This window comes from Pseudomonas sp. KSR10 (genome assembly GCF_022355455.1).
GTDB classification, from domain to species: domain Bacteria; phylum Pseudomonadota; class Gammaproteobacteria; order Pseudomonadales; family Pseudomonadaceae; genus Stutzerimonas; species Stutzerimonas stutzeri_E.
The window spans coordinates 208,413-231,086 of the sequence record NZ_JAKOEN010000015.1; the positions used below are offsets into that span (position 1 = coordinate 208,413).

The 22,674-nt window shown below is 61.1% G+C and carries 16 protein-coding genes and 1 pseudogene; 7 read left to right on the forward strand and 10 right to left on the reverse strand.

What is annotated here, in order from left to right:
* The first annotated feature begins 97 nt into the window (after positions 1 to 97).
* The 3 genes from MCB86_RS06755 to MCB86_RS06765 are packed head-to-tail and all read left to right on the forward strand — an operon-like array spanning position 98 to position 5,618.
* Positions 98 to 1,144 (forward strand): efflux RND transporter periplasmic adaptor subunit, encoded by a 1,047-nt coding sequence (locus MCB86_RS06755; RefSeq protein ID WP_239610395.1) that lies wholly within the window; start codon positions 98 to 100, stop codon positions 1,142 to 1,144.
* Entirely contained in the window at positions 1,144 to 4,242 is a 3,099-nt protein-coding gene (locus MCB86_RS06760; RefSeq protein ID WP_239610396.1) for an efflux RND transporter permease subunit, read from the forward strand. The genes MCB86_RS06755 and MCB86_RS06760 overlap by 1 nt, the downstream gene beginning before the upstream one ends.
* Positions 4,239 to 5,618, forward strand: a complete 1,380-nt coding sequence (locus tag MCB86_RS06765; RefSeq protein ID WP_239610397.1) for a TolC family protein — start codon at positions 4,239 to 4,241, stop codon at positions 5,616 to 5,618. The genes MCB86_RS06760 and MCB86_RS06765 overlap by 4 nt, the downstream gene beginning before the upstream one ends.
* Positions 5,619 to 5,791: 173 nt before the next feature.
* Here MCB86_RS06765 and MCB86_RS06770 read toward each other — a convergent pair whose 3' ends face one another.
* Complete coding sequence (locus MCB86_RS06770; RefSeq protein ID WP_239610398.1) at positions 5,792 to 6,265, reverse strand: DUF2214 domain-containing protein; 474 nt, start codon at positions 6,263 to 6,265, stop codon at positions 5,792 to 5,794.
* 10 nt (positions 6,266 to 6,275) lie between these two features.
* Entirely contained in the window at positions 6,276 to 6,713 is a 438-nt protein-coding gene (locus MCB86_RS06775) for a DUF6152 family protein (protein WP_230623616.1), read from the reverse strand.
* 238 nt (positions 6,714 to 6,951) lie between these two features.
* Between MCB86_RS06775 and MCB86_RS06780 the strand changes: the two genes are divergently transcribed.
* Positions 6,952 to 8,004, forward strand: a complete 1,053-nt coding sequence (locus MCB86_RS06780) for an asparaginase (RefSeq protein ID WP_239610399.1) — start codon at positions 6,952 to 6,954, stop codon at positions 8,002 to 8,004.
* Between the two features lie 232 nt (positions 8,005 to 8,236).
* Here MCB86_RS06780 and MCB86_RS06785 read toward each other — a convergent pair whose 3' ends face one another.
* Together MCB86_RS06785 and gcvA are read right to left on the reverse strand one after the other, a co-directional pair.
* Positions 8,237 to 9,220 carry a WecB/TagA/CpsF family glycosyltransferase gene (locus MCB86_RS06785; protein WP_239610400.1) on the reverse strand — a complete coding sequence of 328 codons (984 nt, stop codon included), beginning with the start codon at positions 9,218 to 9,220 and terminating at the stop codon, positions 8,237 to 8,239.
* 228 nt (positions 9,221 to 9,448) lie between these two features.
* The gene (gene gcvA / locus MCB86_RS06790) at positions 9,449 to 10,351 is read right to left on the reverse strand and encodes a transcriptional regulator GcvA (RefSeq protein ID WP_045162161.1); all 903 of its coding nucleotides are present in this window, start codon (positions 10,349 to 10,351) and stop codon (positions 9,449 to 9,451) included.
* A gap of 135 nt (positions 10,352 to 10,486) precedes the next feature.
* Between gcvA and MCB86_RS06795 the strand changes: the two genes are divergently transcribed.
* Positions 10,487 to 11,902 (forward strand): amidase, encoded by a 1,416-nt coding sequence (locus MCB86_RS06795; RefSeq protein WP_275589441.1) that lies wholly within the window; start codon positions 10,487 to 10,489, stop codon positions 11,900 to 11,902.
* An 11-nt stretch (positions 11,903 to 11,913) separates the two neighbouring features.
* Positions 11,914 to 13,179, forward strand: coding sequence for an MFS transporter (locus MCB86_RS06800; RefSeq protein WP_239610402.1), 1,266 nt, complete (start codon positions 11,914 to 11,916; stop codon positions 13,177 to 13,179).
* On the opposite strand, the gene MCB86_RS06805 is transcribed toward MCB86_RS06800, so the two are convergent.
* From MCB86_RS06805 to MCB86_RS06830, 6 genes are all read right to left on the reverse strand, one after another.
* Complete coding sequence (locus MCB86_RS06805; RefSeq protein ID WP_045162166.1) at positions 13,145 to 13,579, reverse strand: DUF6196 family protein; 435 nt, start codon at positions 13,577 to 13,579, stop codon at positions 13,145 to 13,147. The two genes, MCB86_RS06800 and MCB86_RS06805, sit on opposite strands and share 35 nt — an antisense overlap.
* A gap of 81 nt (positions 13,580 to 13,660) precedes the next feature.
* Positions 13,661 to 15,670 (reverse strand): Fe(3+)-hydroxamate ABC transporter permease FhuB, encoded by a 2,010-nt coding sequence (gene fhuB, locus MCB86_RS06810; protein WP_239610403.1) that lies wholly within the window; start codon positions 15,668 to 15,670, stop codon positions 13,661 to 13,663.
* Complete coding sequence (locus tag MCB86_RS06815; RefSeq protein ID WP_045162169.1) at positions 15,663 to 16,565, reverse strand: ABC transporter substrate-binding protein; 903 nt, start codon at positions 16,563 to 16,565, stop codon at positions 15,663 to 15,665. Before MCB86_RS06815 ends, fhuB begins: the two co-directional genes overlap by 8 nt.
* Positions 16,566 to 16,665: 100 nt before the next feature.
* Positions 16,666 to 19,053: a TonB-dependent siderophore receptor gene (locus MCB86_RS06820; protein ID WP_239610404.1), complete on the reverse strand. Its 2,388-nt coding sequence runs from the start codon at positions 19,051 to 19,053 to the stop codon at positions 16,666 to 16,668.
* Between the two features lie 88 nt (positions 19,054 to 19,141).
* Positions 19,142 to 20,824 (reverse strand): cyclic peptide export ABC transporter, encoded by a 1,683-nt coding sequence (locus MCB86_RS06825; RefSeq protein WP_239610405.1) that lies wholly within the window; start codon positions 20,822 to 20,824, stop codon positions 19,142 to 19,144.
* Positions 20,825 to 20,966: 142 nt separating this feature from the next.
* Entirely contained in the window at positions 20,967 to 21,974 is a 1,008-nt protein-coding gene (locus MCB86_RS06830; protein ID WP_239610406.1) for a FecR family protein, read from the reverse strand.
* A 153-nt stretch (positions 21,975 to 22,127) separates the two neighbouring features.
* Here MCB86_RS06830 and MCB86_RS06835 point away from each other — a divergent pair.
* Positions 22,128 to 22,610: pseudogene (locus tag MCB86_RS06835) on the forward strand (sigma-70 family RNA polymerase sigma factor); the annotation flags it as partial.
* Positions 22,611 to 22,674 lie beyond the last annotated feature (64 nt).

Sequence of the window (22,674 nt, forward strand, 5' to 3'; positions counted from 1 at the left end):
GGCTTCGGCCTTGGTCATAGGCTGTGCGGCCGTTGCTACTGCCGTCTTTTACGGGGATTCGTCGTCTGGTGCCACAGTCGCTGCGACAGCGCCGGCGGTGCCTGTCAGGATCGGGATCGTTGAGCAACGCTCTGTACCGGTACTGATCCGCGCCCTAGGCAATGTGCGCTCCCAGCGCAGCGTTGAGATTCGCGCGCAGGTCGACGGTGTGCTCGTCGAATTGCCGGTCAAGGAAGGGCAGCTTGTCCGACGCGGAGACCTGCTCGCTCGTATCGATGATCGATCGATTGTGGCTGCGGTAGAGCAGGCCAAGGCACAGGCAGCGGTGACCGAGGCTCAGTTGGTGTCCGCCCGGCTGGATCTGCGCCGCTATCAATCGTTGGCCAAAACCCAGGCCATTGCTACCCAGACGCTGGATCAGCAACGTGCGCTGGTGGCCCAGCTGGAAGCCACTTTACGCACCCACGAAGCCAGCGTGGCAGCCAGTCAGGTACAGCTCTCACATACTCAAATCCGTGCACCGAGCGATGGTCGGGTAGGGATTCACAACGTACATGAAGGCAATTTTCTAAGGGCCAGCGATGCACAGGGGCTGTTCTCCGTGGTGCAGCTGGACCCGATCAGCGTCGAGGTGTCGTTACCCCAGCGGATGTTGCCGCAATTGCAGGCGCTGCGGCCTGGCAGCGAGAGCGACCCGGTGATGCTGCAGGCGTACTCGGGCGACGGTGGTTTGCTGCTCGGCGAAGGGCTCCTGACGCTGATAGACAACCGAGTGTCGACGCAGACTGGAACCATCCGGATCAAGGGCGACTTCGCCAACCCAGACGGACGCCTATGGCCGGATCAGTCAGTGACCGTGAGCCTTCCGGTGCAGACCTTGCCGAACGCGTTGGTGGTGCCACATCGAGCACTGCGCCAGGGTGTCGATCAGGTCCTGGTCTGGCGTGTCGTGGACGGCAGCGCCGCGCCCCAAGCGGTACAGGTGCTCCATTCTGATAACGAGATTGCTGTGATCAGTGGCCTGGCCGCTGGGGACACCGTGGTGGTCGATGGGCATTCGCGGCTGCGGCCGGGCGTGGCCGTCCGTACGCTCGATGAGGCCCAGCAACCGGAACCTGCGATGGCCACCCGGAGGGGATTCTGATGGCCCCGCGCAGCCTCTACGCCTGGTTCATGGATCACCCGGTCGGCACGATTCTGCTGACCGTCGCCCTGGTGCTGCTTGGCGCGCTGGCATTCCCGCGCTTATCCATCGCGCCGTTGCCCGAGGCAGAATTTCCGACCCTGCAGATAACCGCCAGCCTGCCCGGAGCCAGTGCCGAAACCATGGCCTCGTCCGTGGCGACGCCTCTGGAAGTTCAGCTCAGCACGATCTCGGGCATCACCGAGATGACCTCGTCCAGTTCCCTGGGCATGGTCACGCTCAACCTGCAGTTCAATCTGGAAAAAGACATCGACAGCGCCGCCCAGGAAGTCCAGGCCGCGATCAATACAGCCTCGGCGCGGTTGCCGGAGGACATGCCGAGCCTGCCGACGTGGCGTAAGGTCAACCCGGCCGACAGCCCGATCCTGATCCTGCGCGTCAACTCCGATCACTTGTCCCTGATCGAGCTTAGCGACCACGCCGAAACCGTTCTGGCGCGGCAGCTCAGCCAGATTCAAGGCGTCGGCTTGATCGATGTGGTCGGTCAGCACCGGCCGGCCATACGCATCCAGGCCCGCCCGGAAGTGCTTGCCGGCGCCGGGGTGACACTGGGCGACATACGCGAAGCCGTACAGCGCTCCAGCGTCAACCTGCCGAAGGGGGCGCTGTACGGCAACAACCGCATCTCCACCTTGGCGGTCAACGACCAGCTGTTCGAGGCGCACGAATACGAGGACATAATCGTCACCTACCGCAACGGATCGGCGGTGCGGATCAAGGACTTGGCGACGGTCCGGGTCGGAGCGGAAAACGACTACACCCAGCACTGGCCCAATGGTCGACCCGGCGTGGTTCTGGTGATTCGGCGTCAACCGGGCGCCAATATCGTGGCCACTGCCGAGCGTATTCAGGCAGCCCTGCCGGGGTTGCGCGAAGCGCTGCCGGCGGCGATGGAAGTCGAAGTGCTAAACGACCGTACGCGCACGATTCGTTCCTCGCTGCACGAAGTCATGCTGACGCTGGTCATCGCGATTGTGCTGGTCGTAGGGGTGATGGCGCTGTTCCTGCGCCAGTGGTCGGCAACGCTGATCGTCGCAACCGTGCTGGGGGTTTCGCTGGTTGCGACCTGTGCGGTGATGTATCTGGCCGGCTTCAGCCTGAACAACCTCACCCTGGTCGCTATCGTGATAGCGGTAGGGTTCATCGTTGACGATGCCATTGTGGTGGTCGAGAACATCCACCGGCATCTGGAGGCCGGGGACACTCGCTACGACGCGGCGCTCAAGGGTGTACAGGAAATCGGCTTCACCGTGGTGTCGATCAGTGTGTCGCTGATCGCGGCGTTCATTCCGCTGTTATTCATGGGCGGTGTGATTGGACGCCTGTTCCGTGAGTTCGCCTTGACGGCGACCGCCGCCATCCTGATCTCGGTGGTGGTCTGTCTGACCCTGGTGCCAACGCTGGCGGCGTTGTTCATGCGGGCACCGAAACACCGTCAGTCCAGCACGACGGGCATAACCGGGCGGCTGGTCAGCGGCTATGACCGGGTATTGCGTTGGGCGCTGGATCACCAGCGCACCATGCTCGGCATCTTCGGGTTGAGCGTGATGCTGAGCGTGGCGAGCTTCGTGATGATTCCCAAGGGGTTCTTCCCGCTGCAGGACACGGCTTTCATCGTCGGCTTCACCCAAGCCGCACCAGACATCTCCTATGACGAGATGGTCGCCAAGCACCAGGCGCTGCAGGCGGTTATCAGCCAGGATCCAGCCATCATCAGCTACAACCATGGCGTCGGCGGTGTTGCCAGCGACTCGATAGGCAACGGCCGCATGTGGCTGGTGCTCAATGATCCCGGGGAGCGTGACGAGAACGTCAGCGAAGTCATCGACCGACTGCGCCCACAGCTGGCGCAGGTGCCGGGAATCCAGGTCTTTCTGCGTGCGGCCCAGGACATCAACATCGGCGCTGGGGTGCCCCGTGCCCAGTATCAATATGTCCTGCGCGCACAGAGCAGTGCGGAGCTGGCGCAGTGGACCCGGACGTTGACCGATCGACTGCGGCAGATGCCCGGGTTCCAGGACGTGTCCCATGACCTGCAACTGGACGCCAATATCACCCGCCTGAGCATCGACCGGGATGAGGCCGCCCGCTACGGTTTCTCCGCCGTTGACGTCGATAACGCCCTGTACGACGCCTTCGGCCAGCGCCAGATCAACGAATACCAGACTGAGACCAACCAGTATCAGGTTGTGCTCGAGCTGAGCACGGCGCAGCGGGGCAACGCCGAGAGCCTGGCCTTCTTTCATCTGCGTTCGCCCACCACGGGCGAGATGGTGCCGCTGCGTACCTTCGCCCGCCTCGAGGACCAGGAAAGCGGCCCTCAGGTCATTTCCCATAACGGCATGCTGCCGGCCGCCAATATCTCGTTCAACCTGCGTGCCGGTGTCGCCCTGGGTGACGCAGTGGCGCAACTCAATGCGCTGCAGTTAGAGATCGGCATGCCGGCTTCGGTGACCGGCACCTTTCAGGGCGCCGCTGAAGCGTTTCAGGCTTCGCTGGCCAGCCAGCCGCTGCTGATCCTCACTGCATTGCTGGCGGTTTACATCATCCTTGGCGTGCTCTATGAGAGCTTCGTCCATCCGCTGACCATCTTGTCGACGCTACCGTCGGCCGGCGTTGGCGCCATTCTGTTGCTGTGGGCTTGGCAACTGGATTTCTCGATCATGGCGTTGATCGGGCTGATTCTGCTGATCGGCATCGTCAAGAAGAACGGCATCCTGCTGATCGACTTCGCTCTGCATGCCCAGCGGGTAGGCGGGTTGTCGCCACGCGAGGCGATCCACCAGGCTTGTCTGACGCGCTTCCGTCCGATCCTGATGACTACCCTGGCCGCGCTGCTCGGGGCGGTGCCGCTAATGCTGGCGTTCGGAACCGGGGCGGAGCTGCGTGAACCGCTGGGCGTGGCCATCGTCGGCGGGCTGATGCTCAGTCAGGTGCTGACGCTGCTCACCACCCCCGTCGTGTACCTGGCACTGGATCGCTTGTCCCGGCGCGATCGCGCACCGGCCACCGCTCAACCGACAGGAGAGGTGGCATGAACGCGCGAGCATCATGGGTACTGGTGGTCATGCTCGGCTTGGCTGGATGCGCGGGCCAGGCGGGCAGGGACGAACCGCTCGAGCAGCCAGCATCCGCACTGCCGTCAGCACTGGCTGTTCTGTCTCCGCGCTGGTGGGAGAGCTTCGAGGATCCATCGCTCGAGCGTCTGATTCGCCTGGCACTGCGCGACAACCTCGACCTGTTGAGCGCCAATGAGCGGGTACGCGAGCAACGTGCGCAACGACGTCTGGCTGCGGCTGCTCTGGGGCCTGATATCGCCATCAGCGGTCAATACGGACGTGCCCGCAACGCGCAGGACGGCCGAACGAACGACCACTTCTACGGGTTGGATCTGGCTTGGGAGCTGGATGTATCCGGTCGGTTGCGTGCCCTGCGCGATGCCAGCGACGCCGAGCTACGTGCCTCTTGGGAGGACTACCGGAGCTTGCGCATCGGGTTGATGGCCGAGGTTGCCAACACCTACCTGAGCTATCGTCTGGCGCAACAGCAGTTGGCGATCGCCACCCGCACTGGCGAGACGCAGCGTGAAATCGCCCGGGTGACCCGTGAACGCTTTGCCCAGGGGACCGTGAGTCGCCTGAATCTCGAGCGGATCGAAGCCCAGGTGCAGATCACCGAAGCGGAAATCCCCGTCGCACGTCAGCAACAAGTCGATGCACGTTACGCGCTGGCCTATCTGCTGGCCACTGAATATCAACAGGTTGACGCGATTCTTGCGGATGGGCCAGAAACGACAAGCCTGCCGAATGAGGATGCGTTGGCGGCGTTGCTCGAGGTGCCGGTGGAGATCCTGCGAGAACGCCCCGATGTACGCGCAGCCAGTGAGCGCCTCACGGCGGCGGGAGCGGGGCTGGCTGCCAGCCGGGCCGCGCGCTATCCGCAACTGACGCTGGGTGCCTTGGGCGGATTCGAACGTGGCACCAGCGTCCCCGCCTGGTCGCTGACCGCAGGGCTGCTGCAGCCGCTGTTCGACTTCGGCCGCATTCGCGCTGGCATCGAGGCCAGCGATGCACGCCAGGCACAGGCGCTGCTGGCCTACGAAGCGTCGCTACGCCAGGCGATGCGGGAAACCCAGAGCGCCATTCATGCCTACGGTCAGGGCTGGCAACGCCAGCAGCGCCTCGACCAGGCGGCTACGTCCGCCACGCGTGCGGTCGCGCTGGCGCGTAACCAATACCAGATCGGCACCGTGTCGCTGTTGGAGGTCCTGGATGCCGAACGCAGCCTGTTCGATATCCAGCGCAATCAGGTGCAAGCGAGCGCCGACATCTCGCTGCGCTGGGTCGAGCTGCACCGGACGATCGGCGTCGCGCCCGCCCTTCCTTCCACGCCGCTTGCCGCGAACGGTAACTGACCCATGCGATCGCTATTCACTGCGCCGGAGCGCTCGAAGCTCGGGAGCGATCGAAGCGGCATTGAAAGAGGTGAACAACGCTTGGAATCTTGGGTGCTGCTCGACCTGTTTAGTCGTCAACGCTAGCGGAGTTGATCGGCGGCGCCTTCAACGTCCAGGCGATCGCTTCCCATTCAGACAAATCCGATCCAGCGGCCAGCGATGAGGATCGAAAGCCAAAGCATGGCGGAGGCGGCGGCGAGGGTACGAACTCGAACAGTTAGCTGGTTGCTGCACAGGGCGGCATCAACGCGGCCGCCGCGATGCTGGAGAGTGATGTTACAGATTGCCACCACTAGCAGTGCCGCTTTGTAGCGAAACGCTGGGTTCTCTACGTATTCGACCGGTTTCACGGAGAACAACCAAAGGCCCGTAATCACCGCGAGCGTGAAGCCCGTCGCTGCCGCGCGTACAAGAAAGGGTCCAAGGATTGGCAGAGCCCGCGCGTGCCGTGACCGTAAAACGAGCCAATCGAGGGGCAAGATCGCGCCTAGCAGTAGCCCTATGCCAAGGATGTGAGCTGCATTGACGACGAGATAGGCGATCCAGGATTCCTGCAGGAAGACGGCGCCGGGCCAGGCGGCGATTGATTGCAGAAAAACTGTCATCGCCGCGGCGTCATTCCTTGATGCGTTCCGGATACATGTCGTATTGCTTGCCGCCGACCGTAACCCGCACGGCTTTCATATGCGCTTCGTTCGGCTCTTTGGTACGGTTGCCGAGTACCGTGATGTCATCGCCCACTTTGGCAGTATCGCCAGTAAAACCGGAACGTTGTGTCTGGTTCGGATTCCCCAGATCAACTCGCCATACGCGGCCGTCTTGAGCCTTTACGCGTAAGACCGGATGAGGTGGAGCCATCGAAATTTCATCAATTGTGCCCTTCAATTCCGAGAGCTCTTCTTCTGCCCAGGCCCAACCGTGGTGAGCGAAGACTTGTGTTGTAGCCAACACTATCGCTGTGACACAAAGGACTGAGGCCATACGACGGGCAAATTTGTTCGCCGTGATGGAGGCTGCTCGGATGGCGGTTCGGCTTTCGCTTGATATCGACATGATGATGCTCTTGAGGCGAATAAGTAGGTGTTGGACACATTGAACGCGGCTTCCGGTAAAACAAGAACTGCCAGTGCCTACCGTCCTAAATGATGTGTAGCAGGTTCTGGGGACTTTCGCTTTCAACGTCATGTTCAAACGCTACGAGCTGGACGCAACACCGGACGAAGACCCAACCAAACGTCAGATCGCTTGTCAGTTTCATTACCGCGCACGAATAACCAGATAAGGAACTGACATGAAAAAGAGCTTATTGCTGTTGGCCGGGCTTTGCGCGGCGCTAACTGGCGGTGCCCATGCCCAGGAGAAGCCAACCGTTCAGTTCATTGCCACCGGTGGCACGATTGCCATGAAAATCGACCCGGTCAAAAAAGCACCCGTACCTGCCATTTCTGGCGATGATTTGCTGGCCACCGTGCCTGAAGTGGCAAAGCTCGCCAAGATCGAAGTCAATAATCTATCGAACGTGCCTTCGGACTACATGGATCCCCCGCGTTGGGTGGAGCTTTCCAAGGCAGTAAACACTGCACTTCAGAATCCGGAAGTTTCGGGTGTGATCGTGTCGCACGGCACTGACACCCTGGAGGAAACCGCCTTCTGGCTTGACCTGACCGTAAAATCGGAAAAGCCCGTCGTCGTTATTGGGGCACAGCGCAACGCGTCCTCTTCCGACTTCGACGGCCCCCGCAACCTGCTCAACGCTGTGCGGATTGCGGTTGATGAGCAAGCAAAGGGCAAAGGCACCATGCTGGCCATGAATAACCAGATCAATGCTGCGCGCCATGTGACCAAAACCCATACGGCCAACGTAGAGACCTTTCAATCTGGCGATTACGGTTTTCTAGGGGAGGTGTATCCCGACCGCGTGATTTTCGCCAGGGAGCCACTACGCCGACAGCATATCGAGATCAGCGCCGACACCATGCCAAAAGTGGAGATCGTTGCCATGTATGGAGGCGCCGATGGCAGCCTGCTGCGCAGCGCTGTCGACCAAGGCGCTGAAGGAATCGTGGTGCAGGCGCTGGGCATGGGAAACATGAACCGGCCGATGTTCGAGGCGGTGAAATATGCGCTGGGCAAGGAGGTACCGGTAGTCATCTCGACGCGCGTCTATAACGGGCGAGTCATGGCCAATTACGGCTTCGAGGGTGGCGGTAAAACGACCGCCGATGCAGGCGCCGTCATGGCAGGAAATCTGAGTCCACAGAAGGCGCGCATTCTGCTGATGCTGCTTTTACAAAGCGGTAAATCGGGACAACAAGACCTACAGGCCGCATTCGACGAGATGTGAACACCCTGGACATGCAACAGTCGGCGCACGCAGGCCGCGAAGCAATGTAGCGGCGGCGCTTGAGTCGCGCAGCCTCGGTCACTGATCGTGGTCTTAAAGCCATGCACCTGAGTGCCGATATGTTGGGCTTCCTCATGGAGGCCCTCATGAGACTTTACGGTTTGCAATGGCGGCAATGTTGGGATTGGCGCCGGGATACCGGGTGGCCCCACCGAGCGCGAATGATCAATCGTTAGCGAAGCTGACGGAATACGATCGGGATGATGCGAATCGCATCCGTCACGTAGCGCTTCACCAGGCGCCGCGGCTCCGTGCACATACGATGCAGCCATTCAAGTGACATACGTTGCATCCATCTGGGCGCGCGCTTGACCTTGCCGGACAAAAAATTGATTGACGCGCCCACACAAAGCCCGACGCCTTGAGCCCCTCCGTTCGCATGGATCAGCTGGCCCAGAAGTTCCTGACGCGGACACCCGACGGCCAGCACGACCAGTTGTGCCGGGTGGTCGGTAACGAAATCCAGGCACGCTTGGATCTCCTCTGGGCGATCGAAGAAACCCATGGGTGGGTTGTGATGGATGAAAGTCACATTTCGGTATAGCTGACGCATCGTCTGTATTTCCGAGGCGTCACTGCCAATCACCGCTACTCGCCATTTCCTCGCGTCCGCGATGCTCATGAGTTCCTCGGTCAGATTGCTGCCAGGGATGACCTCGCGCACCTGGATACGCATGAGCTTCATCAATCCTTTCAAGACCTGGCTATCGCATATCCGGTGGCTGGCGTTGGCATAGGCGCGACGTAGCTCGGGATCGTCTTCGAGCCGTACCACATGATTGACGTTGGGCGTCACGATATAACTGAACTCGGTATCGCTCGCCTCGATGATGTGCGAGATGAGTTCGGCATTTGATCCATTGTAGAGGTCGATATCGAATACCCTGAGCGTGTTTTGTCTGTCATTGCAACAGGACGGTCCTTCGTCTGCACGAGGCTCACTCCATCGCGGTTGCTTATGCAAAACTCTGCCTCCTCGTTCGGCGTTTGGGATGCGTTCAAGCCAAGAACTGCTGTGTCGCTGCAGTTCTTTCGTTGCTCTTAAACTGAACCCAGTCGAACGAAGAGGTTCGAGCGAGGTGCCGAGAGGCCAGACGCAGCAGCTGAACCCGCATCGATGGCCAGCGCCGAGAATGCTGTCGGTCGCCCGGTGCATGCCGTCCGGCCATGAGTGCGAACTTCCTCGGCACTAGACCCGCTCGATGTGCGTCGGGAAACACCACACCGGCAATGGCTTGCGGTGAAAGCCTGGGTGTGGCGGGGTGCCCAAAATGTCGAGCATTTCGATATGCGGGGTGTTACCGCGTCTCGCACGCATTTGCGTGGACGTTCCGGTAAAAGTGCATCGACACGGCATGAACAGCGCAAGCCGAGTGGGGGCTTCTCAACCCGAGAGACCGGCTTCGGCCGCCGAATCGAGTATCCAACGACGGAACGCGGCGACCTTTGGTCGTTCGTGTCGGGCTTCTGGGTAGACCAGATAGTAGGCAAAGTCCTCTAGCAGCGTGACTCCCGCAACCTTAACGAGCTGCCCCTGCGCGAGTTCAGGAGCCACCATGGCGGCCGGCAGCAGCCCCACACCCTGGCCCGCCAGTACGGCCTTGACCAGCAATCCCGAGTCATCGAAGGATGGACCCCGGGGCGGACCCACATCTTCTATTCCTTGCGACTGGAACCAGCGATGCCAGGCCTTGCGCTCCGCATCATGTACGTGCGGCCAGTGCGTCAGGTCGGATGGCGTTGCTGGCTGACCCAATCGTTCAACGAGTTGCGGGGCTGCCACCGGAACGATCTCCGCCGCCAACACGCGGTGACTCGCCAGCCCCGGATAAACGCCAAGTCCGTGCCGGATGGCGACATCAACGCTATCGCGGGAGAAGTCCACCAATTGATTGCTGGTTACCACCCGCAGATCGATCTCCGGATTGTCGTTCTGGAATTGCGTCAGACGCGGTACGAGCCAGGCTGACGCGAAGAACGAAGTCACGCTCACAGTCAGCATTCCCGTCTCCATGGCGCTGGCAATGCGACTGGAGGCTTCGGTTATTTGCCTGAAGGCGTTGCGTACCGGCGGCAGGTAAGTCTGCCCGATATCGGTCAGGAAGATGCCCCGGTTCACCCGGTGGAATAGCTTGACGCCCAGATGGAACTCGAGCGTTTTGAGCAACTGACTTACTGCGCCAGGTGTCACGCATAGTTCTTCAGCGGCGTTCTTCACCGACAGGTGTCGTGCCGTAGCTTCGAACGCACGGAGTGCATTCAGTGGGGGCATCTTGCGCTCGATCATTTAGCTCACCTAACTCGAAATCGACAGAAATACTCGTTTGCGCGAGCGTTTGTGCAGGGTCACTATTCTTTCAGCTTAGTCACCTTGATGCGAATCATGCATGCGTGATCAAGCTTATCTATACCTTTCGTGGAGATGGATCACGTGACCACCCAACCGACAGCTCTGCATTACCTTGAATTGACTCAGCTCGCGGCTCACATAAGAACGCGCCAGATATCACCAGTCGAGGTCGTGCAGGCGCAGCTGGACCGGATTGCAACCATGGACGGTAGCCTCGGTAGCTACGCGCTTGTGACGGCGGATATTGCTTTGTCCCAAGCTGAAGCGGCCGAGGCGGAGATCGCGGCGGGCCGATACCGAGGGCCCCTGCATGGCATACCGATCGCGGCAAAGGACCTGTTCTGGACCAAAGGCATACCGACCGCAGCAGGCATGCCGATTCATCAGGACAATCTCCCAACCGAGGATGCCACTGTCATGCGGCGTCTCAAGGAGGGCGGGGCCGTCTTGCTGGGCAAACTGCAACTCACCGAAGGCGCTTACTCCGATCACCATCCCTTGATTACCGCACCCAAGAATCCTTGGAATACTGACTTCTGGCCTGGTATTTCTTCCAGCGGTCCGGGCTCTGCGACGGCGGCGGGGCTGTGCTACGGCGCGCTTGCCTCCGATACGGGGGGCTCGATTCGTTGGCCTTCTGCCGCCAATGGTGTGACAGGCCTGAAACCCAGCTGGGGGCGCGTCAGCCGTCACGGCGTGTTCGAGCTTGCTGCAAGCCTCGATCATGTGGGCCCTATGGCCCGGAGTGCCGAGGACATCGCCACGCTGCTCGCAGCCATCGCTGGCGGTGATCCGAAGGACCCCACTGCGATAACCGATCCGGTCCCAGATTACGTGGCGGCTGTAGGCCAGGGCATCCGGGGCGTACGGATAGGCGTGGACCCCGAGTGGAACAGCGCCGATGTTGACCCCGCTATTCAACGGGCGCTATTGGACGCGCTGGAGGTGTTTCGCTCGCTCGGCGCGCAGATCGCCGAAGTCGCCTTTCCGGACGTCCAGCAGGCGGTTGCGGACTGGCACCCGATATGCGCGGTGGAGGCGGCCGTCGCGCACCAGGCAACCTATCCTGCGCACAAGAGCGAATACGGCCCGGTGCTGGCGTCCGTTATCGAAGCAGGTAGCGCTCTGTCCGGCATCGATTATCAGAAGCTACTGCTGCGGCGACTGACTTTCCGTGGCAGCGTTTGCACCTTTTTCAACACCGTTGATTTGCTGCTTACGCCGGTACACCCCTTCGCACCACTGAGCCTCGACGCGATACAGACATTGGGTGAACAGCCCGAACTGATCGCCAGGCTGCAACGCTACACCTGCCCATTCAATCTGACCGGCAATCCCACCATCACCTTGCCCGGTGGCTTCACCGAATCGGGTTTACCCATAGGGTTCCAGCTCGTCTCTGCGCATCTTGACGAGGCAATGCTCCTTCGAGCCGGCGCCGCCTTTCAAAGCGCTACATCCTGGCATCGTTGCCATCCATTGGCCTAACGGGCATTTCCATGACAAACAATTCGATGCCGTCTCGTGTTTTCTACGGCTGGTTTGTGGTGGCGGCCGCTTTCGCCGTCACCTTCGTCGGATTCGGAAGCGCCTATAGCTTCAGCGCTTTCGTCATCCCTCTTCAGAACGAGTTTTCAGCCTCGCGTGGCTCGGTTTCCCTGGCGTTCTCACTGGCGGGCTTTCTGTATTTCGGCCTGGGAGTTGTGAGCGGGCCGCTCGCCGATCGCTGGGGTTCCCGGACGCTGGCGGTCGCCGGCATGATCCTGGTGGGGCTCGGTTTGGCGTTAGCCGGTATGGCCCGCACTCTGACGGAAGTCTATATCGCCTACGGGCTTGGGGTAGGGCTCGGTGTAGGTCTCTCTTATGTACCTGTGCTGAGCACCATCCAGCGATGGTTCGTTCGCCGTCGCGGGTTCGCATCCGGCGTCGCGGTCAGTGGGATTGGCGTCGGCACGCTTGTGATGCCGCCATTTTCCGCTCTGCTAATCGAGTCCATCGGGTGGCGCGATGCCTACCTCGTGCTCGGCGGGCTCGCCGCGGTCGTTGGTGCGGGCATGGCGCTGCTGATCGTCAACAACCCCAGGGATCGAGGCGCTGCGCCCGACGGCGACCCCGTGCAGGTGGGCGCACGAGACGAACCACGCAAAGGCTTCGCTGTAGCCACAGCCGTCAAGTCACCGCGCTTCATCGGCCTTTATGCCGCCTGCTTACTCTGCTCATTCGGCGTCTTCGTGCCGTTTGCCCATCTCGCTCCTTACGCTATGGATCTCGGGATCGCGCCCGCACAGGCCGTCTACCTTCTGGCTGTAATCGGGTTAGGAAGCACGGCTGGGCGTTTTTTGCTTGGCGGCTTTGCCGATCGGTACGGGCGGCGCTTTTCCCTTTTGATCATGTTCGTCGGCATGGCGCTCGCCATGCTGATCTGGCTGATCGCGGCGGAATTCTGGTCGTTAGTCATCTTCGCGCTTGTCTATGGCATTTTTTACGGTGGGTGGGTCGCAGTCCTCCCAGCCCTCGTCATGGACTACTTCGGCGAAGCCAAAGTCGGCAGCCTCATCGGTATTCTGTACACCAGTGTGGCGTTCGGTACGCTGATAGGCCCTAGCCTGGCGGGATACGCCTTCGATCTGACCCAGAGCTACACGACACCAATCCTGGCAAGCCTCTGCGCGAACCTGGTTGCCACGGTAATCGCGGCGGGTACATCGATCAGACGCGCTCGGTTTTCCACTAGCGAGGGGACACCAGACGCTTCACTTCACTGAAAACGTCGTCACGCAGCGCCCATGGGCATCCCCAGTAATCGTAGATGCCACCATCCGCACTGTTTTGCCCGCAAACCACAAACACGCCGGTGCCAAAACTCGCTTTAAGCCGCGCGGCTAACCATCCCACGAAACCCGAATTATCAGCGTCCGCTGGGAAGTGAAACCGCCAGACTGCAAAGAGCTCCATGCTGGCGTCGTTGCTTTTCACCAACTGGCTCCAAACGTGCTCATCGCGCACCATCGCCAGTGCTTCCACATTTGCCCGATTGGGGAAATGTGCCAGCGGAAATTCCTCAAAAGCATACGGCTCGTCAAAAAGCGTAAGACGGCTTCTTTGGATGATCGACTCGAGGCGGCTAGCCGTTTTCTCCGGTGTTTCATGCGAGATACTGACCATCGTTCACCTCAGGAGTATGCGGGCGGATCACGCCTGCCGGTGTATGCGGACGCGATCTTAGCTTGGCAGCCGGCTCTGGGTTCAACCCCGTTCGCGATGCATCAGCCAAAGAAAATAGGGGCAGCCGATAAATGCGGCCAGCAAACCCGCGGAGACCGGCCAAGGATAGGCGATGCTGCGCCCCATCCAGTCGGCGACAAGCATGATCAAGGCCCCGATGAGCGCGGCGAGCACAAGTTGCGGCACGGCATGACGTACACCGAGCTGGCGAACGATGTGAGGCGCAATCAGCCCGACGAAGCTGAGCGGGCCGACCACCAGCGTCCCGGCCGCCGTAAGCAGCGCCGCGAGCATCAGGATCGTCAGCTGGCTCAGACGCAGGCGCAGCCCCAATGCAGAGGCGGGTCCCGTCCCTAGCGTGAGCAGCTCGAGCGGGCGCGCCAACAGCAAGCATAGCGGCAACAGCAGACCGGCAACGCCCAGTGCGACCAGCGCTCGGGTGTCATTGACATGGTAGGTGGAGCCAGTCATCCAGCTCATCAGCATGGTCATACGTGGATCGCCGCTGGCCATCATCAAGGTACTCAGCGAGCCGAGCAGGGTGGTCAGACAGACCCCCGTGAGCAGCATGCGCTCAGCGCTGAAGGCGCTGCGCCAGCCGAGCCAGAGCAGCAGGCCGAGCGTGAGCAGGGCGCCAACGCTGGCAGCTGGCAGCATCAGCGGTTCGGGACGGCTGACGACAAGAAACAGGATCAGCACGGCAAGCGCGGCGCCGGAACTGGCGCCAAGCACCTCCGGACTGGCCATGGGATTGCCGGTGAGGCGTTGAATCAACAGACCGGCAGCCGCAAGCATGGCACCGGCAGCGATCGCCGCCACAGCGCGCGGCAGCCGCCATTGCAGCACCGGCTGCAGCTGACCGAAAGAACTCCAGTGCCAGCCGTCCGCCACGGGCGCCAGGAGCAGTGCGACGGGCAGCAGCACAAGCAACAGCAGACCGACACCGACAATCAAACGAGCGGTGGACACTTTTCGGCGACCGATGCCGGCGCGTGCCGGACGAATACCACCGGCACGTTGACGGCTCAGCAGCCAAAGCAACAGCGGCACGCTGAACACCGAAGTGAGGATGCCGGCTGGGACTTCTCCCACGAAGCGCGAAATTTCACGGGCGCACTGATCTACCAGACAGAGCAGTACGGCGCCCAATATCGGCGCCCAGATCAGTCGCTGGCGCAGCGTGCGGGCCCCGGTCAGACGAGCGATGGCCGGCGCGGCGAGGCCGACGAACCCGATAATGCCAACGCAACTGGTGACGAAGGCGCTCAACGCCACCGCGCTGAGCAGTGCCAGGCTGCGCGTGGTGCGCAGCGATACGCCGAGGCTGGAGGCGCTTTCGTCCTCCAGGCCAAGCGCTGCCAGTGGGCGCAGCAGGAGGCTTGCGAGCAGTGCCGCGCCGAGCAGGCGGGGCAGCAGGTAGGTGACGCCGTCCCAGCTGCTCTGGTTCAGCGATCCGGCTTGCCAGAGCAGCAAGTCGATCAAATAGTCGTGGTTGAACAGCACCAACAATGCATTGATGGCATTGCAGTAGAGACTGATGACCATGCCGGCAAGGATGAAACGCAATGGTGAAAGCGTCCGCCCCCAGGCAATGGCGAACAGCGCCAGGGTTGCCAGCCCGGCACCTAGCAGCGTGGCCCATTCGACACCGAAACGTGCCAACAGCCCAGGCGCGCCGATGGTGAACACCGACAACGCCAAGTTGGCGCCACCCGCTACGCCCAGGGTTACTGGTTCGGCCAGTGGGTTGCGCAGCACCTGCTGGAACAGTGTGCCGGCCAGTCCAAGGGCGGCGCCGGCCAGCAGACTGACCAGCAGCCGAGGCGCGAAGCTGTAGTGCAGCATGACCTGACGCGAATCGTCGAGATCCGGGTTCCACAGTGCTTGCCACCAGACCTCGCGGGGAAGCAGTCCTTGCAGGCCATGGACCGCCAGGGACAGGGCGACCAACCCGAGCGCCAGGACCCAGGGCAGCGGGTTGCGGTAGGGCTCGCCGCGTCCGGCGGGCAGAGCGGTGAGGGAATCAGACATGCGGTTGGCTCTTCAGAAGGTAGCCGGCAATGCGTTCCGCCAGGCTCAGGGCGGAGGCAACGCCACCGTAGGGGTAGAATTTGCCGAGAGGCTGGCTCTGACCGTTACGTACGGACGGCAGGTTGTCCCACAGCGCGTTGGGCTGGCGCAGGCTCTGCAGACGCGCTGACGTGGTCGGGATTTCGATATAGAGCAAGTGAGTGTCAGGCGTTTCTGCGAGTCGCTCGACCCCGGTCAAGCTGAAACCCATGGCATTGCTCGGCCCTTGCCAGGCATTGACCAGACCGAGCCGATCGAGCACGTCCTGGGCCATGCTGTGCCGGCCATAGACCGTCGCGTGGCGGCCGTCCTGGTTGAGCACCGCGATACACAACGGCGGCTGGGGACGGCTTGCCAGTCGTTCGGCCAAGATCTCGAGACGCTCATTGGCTGCCTGGAGATAGGCGACGGCACGTGACTCCAGCTCCAGGCGCGCGGCGAGTCGCAAGGTGAAGGCGCTGGCGCTGCGCCAGACGCCTTGTTCGGTGGGGTAGATGTCTACCACCTCGGTGGGTGCAATGCTGCGTAGGGCACGGTCGACCGTAGGGGGAAGCGGATCGCAGAGAATCAGTTCTGGCTTCAATTGCTGGAGCAGCTCCAGGTTCGGCTCCCAGTAGGGGCCGATATCCAGCACCGGCGGCTTCACCGGCCAGGTCGGCATTCGCCGGTTGTAGTAGCCGACATCGGAGATGGCCAGCGGGGCAACACCGAGGGTGAGCAAGGTTTCCGCCGCGGCCCAGTTGATCGCCACGACGCGCCGCAAGGGTTCGGCCCTGATGCGCAGCGGCAGCCCGGCCGCCAGCGCCAACCCTCCCATGCCAAGCTGGCGGAGCAGTAGGCGGCGACTCAGTGGCATGCGGGACTCCAGTGTTTCGAAAGCAGCATGACGGCTCCGGAAATGCGTCGGGCCCCTCGCTGAGGGGCCCGGGATGGTGGGCAATCGGTAGTACGCGGGGTTACCAGGCGTACTTCACGCTAGCCATGAGGTTGCGCTCCAGACCCGGGTAGCAGCTGGTAGCCGAATCGCAGGTGGCGGTGTAGTCCTCGTTTAGCAGGTTCTGTGCGTACAGCCCCAGGGTGACCTGCGGAGTTAGCGCATAGCTGGCCGAGGCATCGAACAGGGTGTAGCTGTCGATGGCGAATGTGTTGTTGTTGTCGCCGTACATCGAGCCGACATAGCGGGCGCCGCCGCCAAGGGTCAGGCCGCGCAGCGTGCCGTCGGTGAAGCTGTAGTTAACCCAGGCGGAGGCCATATGCTCCGGCACGTTGGCAGGACGATTACCTTGGTTACCGTTGTTGCTTCGGGTGACCTCTGCCTTGGTGTAGGTGTAGGAACCCAGCACGTCCCAATGCTCGCCGAGTTTGGCTCGGGCCTCGGCCTCGATGCCACGCGAGCGCTGCTCGCCTTCGGCGACGTCGAGACCGGTGGGTAGGCCGTTTGGACCTAGCTGGCGGGTGAGAATGTTGGTCTTGGTCAGATCGTACGCAGCGAGGGTCAACAGCAGGTCGTCGTGCGGTTGGTATTTCACACCCGCTTCCCACTGCTCGGCTTCGCTAGGGTCGAAGGTGCCGCCGCCGGGTGCCTGGCCGCTATTGGGGCTGAACGACTCGGAATAGCTGACATAGGGCGCCAGCCCGAAGCTGGTCAGATAGGTGAGCCCGACACGACCGGTATAGGCGTCGTCCTTCTGCCGGGTTGTCGAGTTGGAAGTGTGATCGTCCAGCTCGTTGTCTACCCGGTCGTGGCGGCCACCCAGCGTCAGCAGCCAGTGATCGTCGAAGTGGATCTGGTCCTGCACATACACGCCGAGTTGCTCAATGGTCTGGTCGTAGTCGGCGGCGACCTGACCGTTACCGCGTGACGGGCGGGGTACCGGCTGCCCATAGGTGGGGTCAAGCAAGTCGAGAGTAGGCCCCAAATTCCGATAGAAGGCGACGTCGGCGTCCTGCCAGCTGTAATCAATGCCAGACAATAGCGTATGACGTATCGAGCCAGTCATGAAATCTGCCTGCAACTGGTTGTCGATGTTGAAAGTGTTCATGTGCTGGTCGCGACGGTCAGCAATACGTGTCAGGTTGTTTCCGACCTGTGTAAAGGGCAGCAGGTTGTTGAAAACTAGATCAACCTGGCCATAGCGCAGGTTCTGGCGGAACTCGAAGGTGTCGTTGAAGCGATGACGGAATTCGTAGCCGAGGCTGTACTGGTCCTGATCGAAGTGGTTGAAGCTGTGGTCGCCCAGCAGGGTGTCGGTCGGATGACCGTTTGGCGGCGTGTAGACAAACACGCTGCCGCCGTTGCGATCACGAAGGAAATCGGTGAGCACGGTCAGGCTGGTGTCCGCATCGGGCGCCCAGGTGAATGACGGAGCGATATACAGGCGATCGTCTTCTATTTCATGGCCGTCGTCGTATTCGATCTGAGTATCGCTTTCGCGGGCCAGGCCGACCACGCGATAAAGGAATTGGTTCTGCTCATCGAGCGCGCCGCCAACGTCGAACTGCCCCTGCTTACGGTTATGGCTACCGCCAGTGATCTGTATTTCGTTGGTTTGGTTGGCGGTCGGCCTCTTGCTCACTCGGTTGACGATACCGCCGGCATCACCTTGACCGAACAGGGTAGAGGCGGGGCCGCGTACAACGTCAATGCGTTCCAGCGAATAGGGCTCGCTGCGAAAGAAGGCATAGTTGTTGTTCTGCTGGCGCAGGCCATTGAGGTAGTCGCTGGTGGTCATGCCGTTGAAGCCGCGCAGGAACAACCAGTCGAAACCTTTAGGATCCAGGCCGTAGGTTTCCACCTTGACCCCAGGCACGTAGCGCAGCGCCTCGGTCACGGTCTGTGCGCCTTGGGTTTCGAGTTGGGCACGGGTGATTACCGAGACCGACTGGGGGATTTCGAGAATCGGTGTGTCGGTCTTGCTACCGCTGTTGGACATCTTCGGCACGAAGCTGTCGTGGCCTTCGATGACGCCTTCGACCACCGTCTCGGGCATGACTAGAGGGGCAGCTGCGCTGGTTTCGTCGCCCACCAGGGACACGCGATTACCTTCGATCCGGTAGCGAATGCCGGTGTTACGGAGCAGCGTTTCAAGTGCCTCGGTCGGCTCCATCTCGCCGCGTACGCCGGGGGTGCGCAGATTCTGTACCTGTGCTTGGTTGAAGAGAATCTGCAGGTCGGTCTGCGCGCCAAGGTTCGTCAGTGCAGAGGCCAACGGTTGGGCGGGAACATCGATGCTGACCGGCGCTGCGATTGCGCCGGTGGCGCTCAATGTCAGCCCAATCGCGGCGGCACGGATGATCGCCGCCAGTGGCTTTTTGCGATGCGAAGCGCTGAGAAACCGTTTCACTGTGTAGCTCCTTAGATCGAAGTGTTGTTAAGAACTATTTAGATTTATATGACGCGTCAGTGACCAAAAACCGGAAAAAATAATTGTCCTAATGCACAGCGGCATCCTGCTGCTGCGTGCGGCGTGGGTTATCGCTGATTTCCGTGATACGCCCTGCGCTCATCCGTAGCAGGCGATCGGCCATATCGAAGTAGCGATCGTCGTGAGAAATCACGATCAGAGTGCGGCCTTGCGCGCGCAGTTCCGGCAGCAGCTCGGTGTAGAAAATCCGGCGGAACTCCGGGTCCTGGTCGGCCGCCCATTCGTCGAACACCAGCACTGGGCGCTTTTCCAGCCAAGCCTGGACCAGGGCCAGACGCTTGCGCTGGCCTGTGGAGAGATCGATGGTGGAGTAGTTGTGCCCATCCAGCGTGACCTTGTGAGCGATTTCCAGACGCTCCAGATAGCGACTGGCTTCGACGGGGATGTCTTCGCTTTCTTTGAGCAGATCTTCGAAAAGGAAATAGTCGGCAAAAATCGTGGTGAACAGCTGACGATAGTCATCGCGGTTGCTGTCCGTCACCGCCTCACCGTTGACCCGTAGCTCGCCGGCCTGAGGCACGTAAAGGCCAAGCAGAAGCTTGATCATGGTGGTTTTTCCGCAGCCGTTCTCGCCGGCGATGAAAAGGATCTCGCCGGGACGCACGGTCAGGTCCAACGGGCCGACACCAAAGCCCTGGCTACCGTCCTCGGTGGGGTAGTGGTAGTGCAAACCGCGTAGCTCTATACCTTGCATGGGCATCGCTGGACGACCGTCGTCACGCAGCAGCAGGTTGGGCTCCGGAGACGAGAAACGTACCGAAAGCTCGGCGATGCGACGGAAAGCGACTTGCGCGCGGCTGACGATGGGCAGTTGGCCGATCAGGTGTTCCAACGGGCCTTTCATATACAGCAGCACGAGGATGAATCCGCTCAGAGTGGCCTTGTCGGTGCTTGGCCAGATCGTCTGGTAGGCCAGTGCCACGCCGATGACGATGAAGAACAGCGTCGAACCGAAGCCCTTTGCAATTACGAACAGGTTGATCGAGCTGACCTGGATGTCGCAGATGCGGTCGGCAGTGCCCTGCAAGCGCTCACTGTAATGCTGGAAGCGCCGTGGGCGGCTGATCCGCAGCTCCTTGGCGCCTTCGGCCATGGCCCGGTAGTGCTTCTGCAACTCATCCTCTTCGTCACGCGCCTCGAAGAAGCCACGAATGCCCTTGCTACGCGCGACATATTGCACAGCGCTACCGATCACGATGGCCAGCGCGGTAGCCAGAAACATCGGCAACGACAATGACGCGAGGTACCCCAAGCAGCCGATGCTGACGGTGAAGGAAACGGCCAGCGGCGCGAAGGCAAAGGCGAAGTCGCTGATGGTGTCGATGTCATGGGTTAACACCGGAATCAAGCGGTGGCTGCGGTAGCGCTCGATCTGATCGATGGGGGCCGAAATGATCTTGCTACCCAGATCCTTACGCAAACGGGCGATGACGTGTTGCCCGACATAGTTGGTGCCGATGTCAGATACGACCGAGCCCAGTAGGGCCATCAGGCACAGGCCGGCAAAACCCAGCAACAGGCCGCTCTGCAGACCTTCATCGGAATGCAGGCTGTAATTGATGGTGGCCAGCAGTGCGGTGATGCTGGCGCCACCGAGCATGCCGAGCAGCGTGGCGCCAAGCAGTTGCGGTCCGAACGGACGAAGGAGCCTGAAGAGTTCGCGGAGCGTGCTGTTCGTGGATGTCTGCATCGTTGGGTCCTAACAGGGGATCGTCACCAGCCAGGTGGCGGTAAATCCGAATCGTTCCTGTTAAGACGTATGAAGCGATAAAAAACTGAATAAAAAAGATTGGGTTTGTTCGTCAGCCCGACGCCAATAAGGGAAGGGCGGCTCAGGGCCGCTTGTTTCGGCTTACCAGGACTGTGCTGCCATCGTCTCGTCGTGTGAGCTCAACCGGCAGGACTACGGGTAGCGAGTCGATCAGCGCGCGCAGGTCGTTGGTCTGGTAAACCCCTCCGATCCGCATGCCGGCTGCTTCGTCGTCGCCGAGGCTGGCAGGCTTATCCAGATAGCGATTGATCAGCGGCAGCGCGCTGCTCAAAGGCAGATCGTCCAGCACCAGTTTGCCTTCGAGCCAGGCTATCGCGCCGGCTGGGGCCACCTGATTCACCTCGATTCGCCGGCTGGTCTGGGTGTAGCGCGCTTGCATGCCTGGCATGAGCTGCGCGCTGTTGCCGCTCACGCCTTCGGGTGGGCTCAGCGTCACCGAGCCGTCCAGCAGCGTGACGAGCAATTGCTGGGGATTGGTCCAGACGTTGAAACGGGTGCCGGTGACGCGCACCTGGCCGTTGTCGGTATGCACGGTGAAGGGTTGCGCTCGGTCGTGACGGACTTCGAAGAACGCTTCACCACCACCGTTCAGCCAGACACTGCGGCGGTCGCGGTAGCTGGCGAAAAACAGCCGAGTATGGCTGTTGAGCTGAACGTGCGAGTTATCGGCGAGGATGACCTGGCGCGGTGCGTCTTTGGCTGTGTAATAGCCGACCCGAGAAGGCAGGAGGCTTGCCGACCAGCCAGCCGACCACAGTGTGGCGACCGTTAGCACCAGTACCGCTGCGGCCGCGGCGATACGCCCCGGATCGCGCCGTCGACGTGGACGAACCGGCGGCGTGGTTGGATGCGCAAGGGCGGAAGCGCCGGCCGGTTTCAAACCTTCTGCCAACTGCCAGATGGCCAGCATCGCATCGTACTCGGCGCGGTGACGCGGATCTTCTGCGACCCAGCGAGCAAAGTCCCGACGCTCTTCGTCAGTGCAATCCTTATCGTGCAGACGTGTGCACCAGAGCGCGGCCTCGGCGCTCAGGCGGTCATCGTCAGAAGGGAGCGGGTTGCCAATCATTCGAGAAGTTCCGGAAGCGCTAACACGCTTTCATTTCAGAAAAATGCGAGTGATTATAAGTACGGGGTGACATGGACTGCCAGCATGCATCCGCAAGATGCGTCACGCCCGAAACCTGCATGGGGCGGTTTCGGGCGGGAACGCCGAAGGGAAGCCGTTGTGATCCGTCATTATCAGGAACTCGTCCATTACCTCAGTCGCCTGCTCGGCGATCGCCAGGTCGCCACTGACCTGGCTCATGACGCTTTTGTGCGTCTGCTCGATCGTAAGGCCGGGAGCGACATCGAGCAGCCTCGTGCCTTCCTTTTCAAGACCGCTACCAATCTCAGCATTGATATGCATCGCCGCACCCGCGTGCGACGCAACGAACCGCTCGACAGCCTCGATCACGAAGAATGGCTGGATGAGCGCGACCCGGAGGGGAACGCCATCCAGGCCCAGCAATTGAAGCTGTTGCGGCGGGCGCTGGAGGAACTGCCGGCCCCTTGCCGGGAGGCCTTCTTGTTGCGCAAGGTGGAGGGTTGCTCTCACATGGAAATCGCCGAACGCCTTTCCCTTTCGCGCGACATGGTGGAAAAGCACATCGTCAATGCGATGAAGCACTGTCGTGTCCGACTGCTCAGCTGGACGCGATAATTTCTGCTCGTTCTGACCGCTATCCCTGTTCGTAATGAGAATGATTTAAATTTCTCGCCTTCTG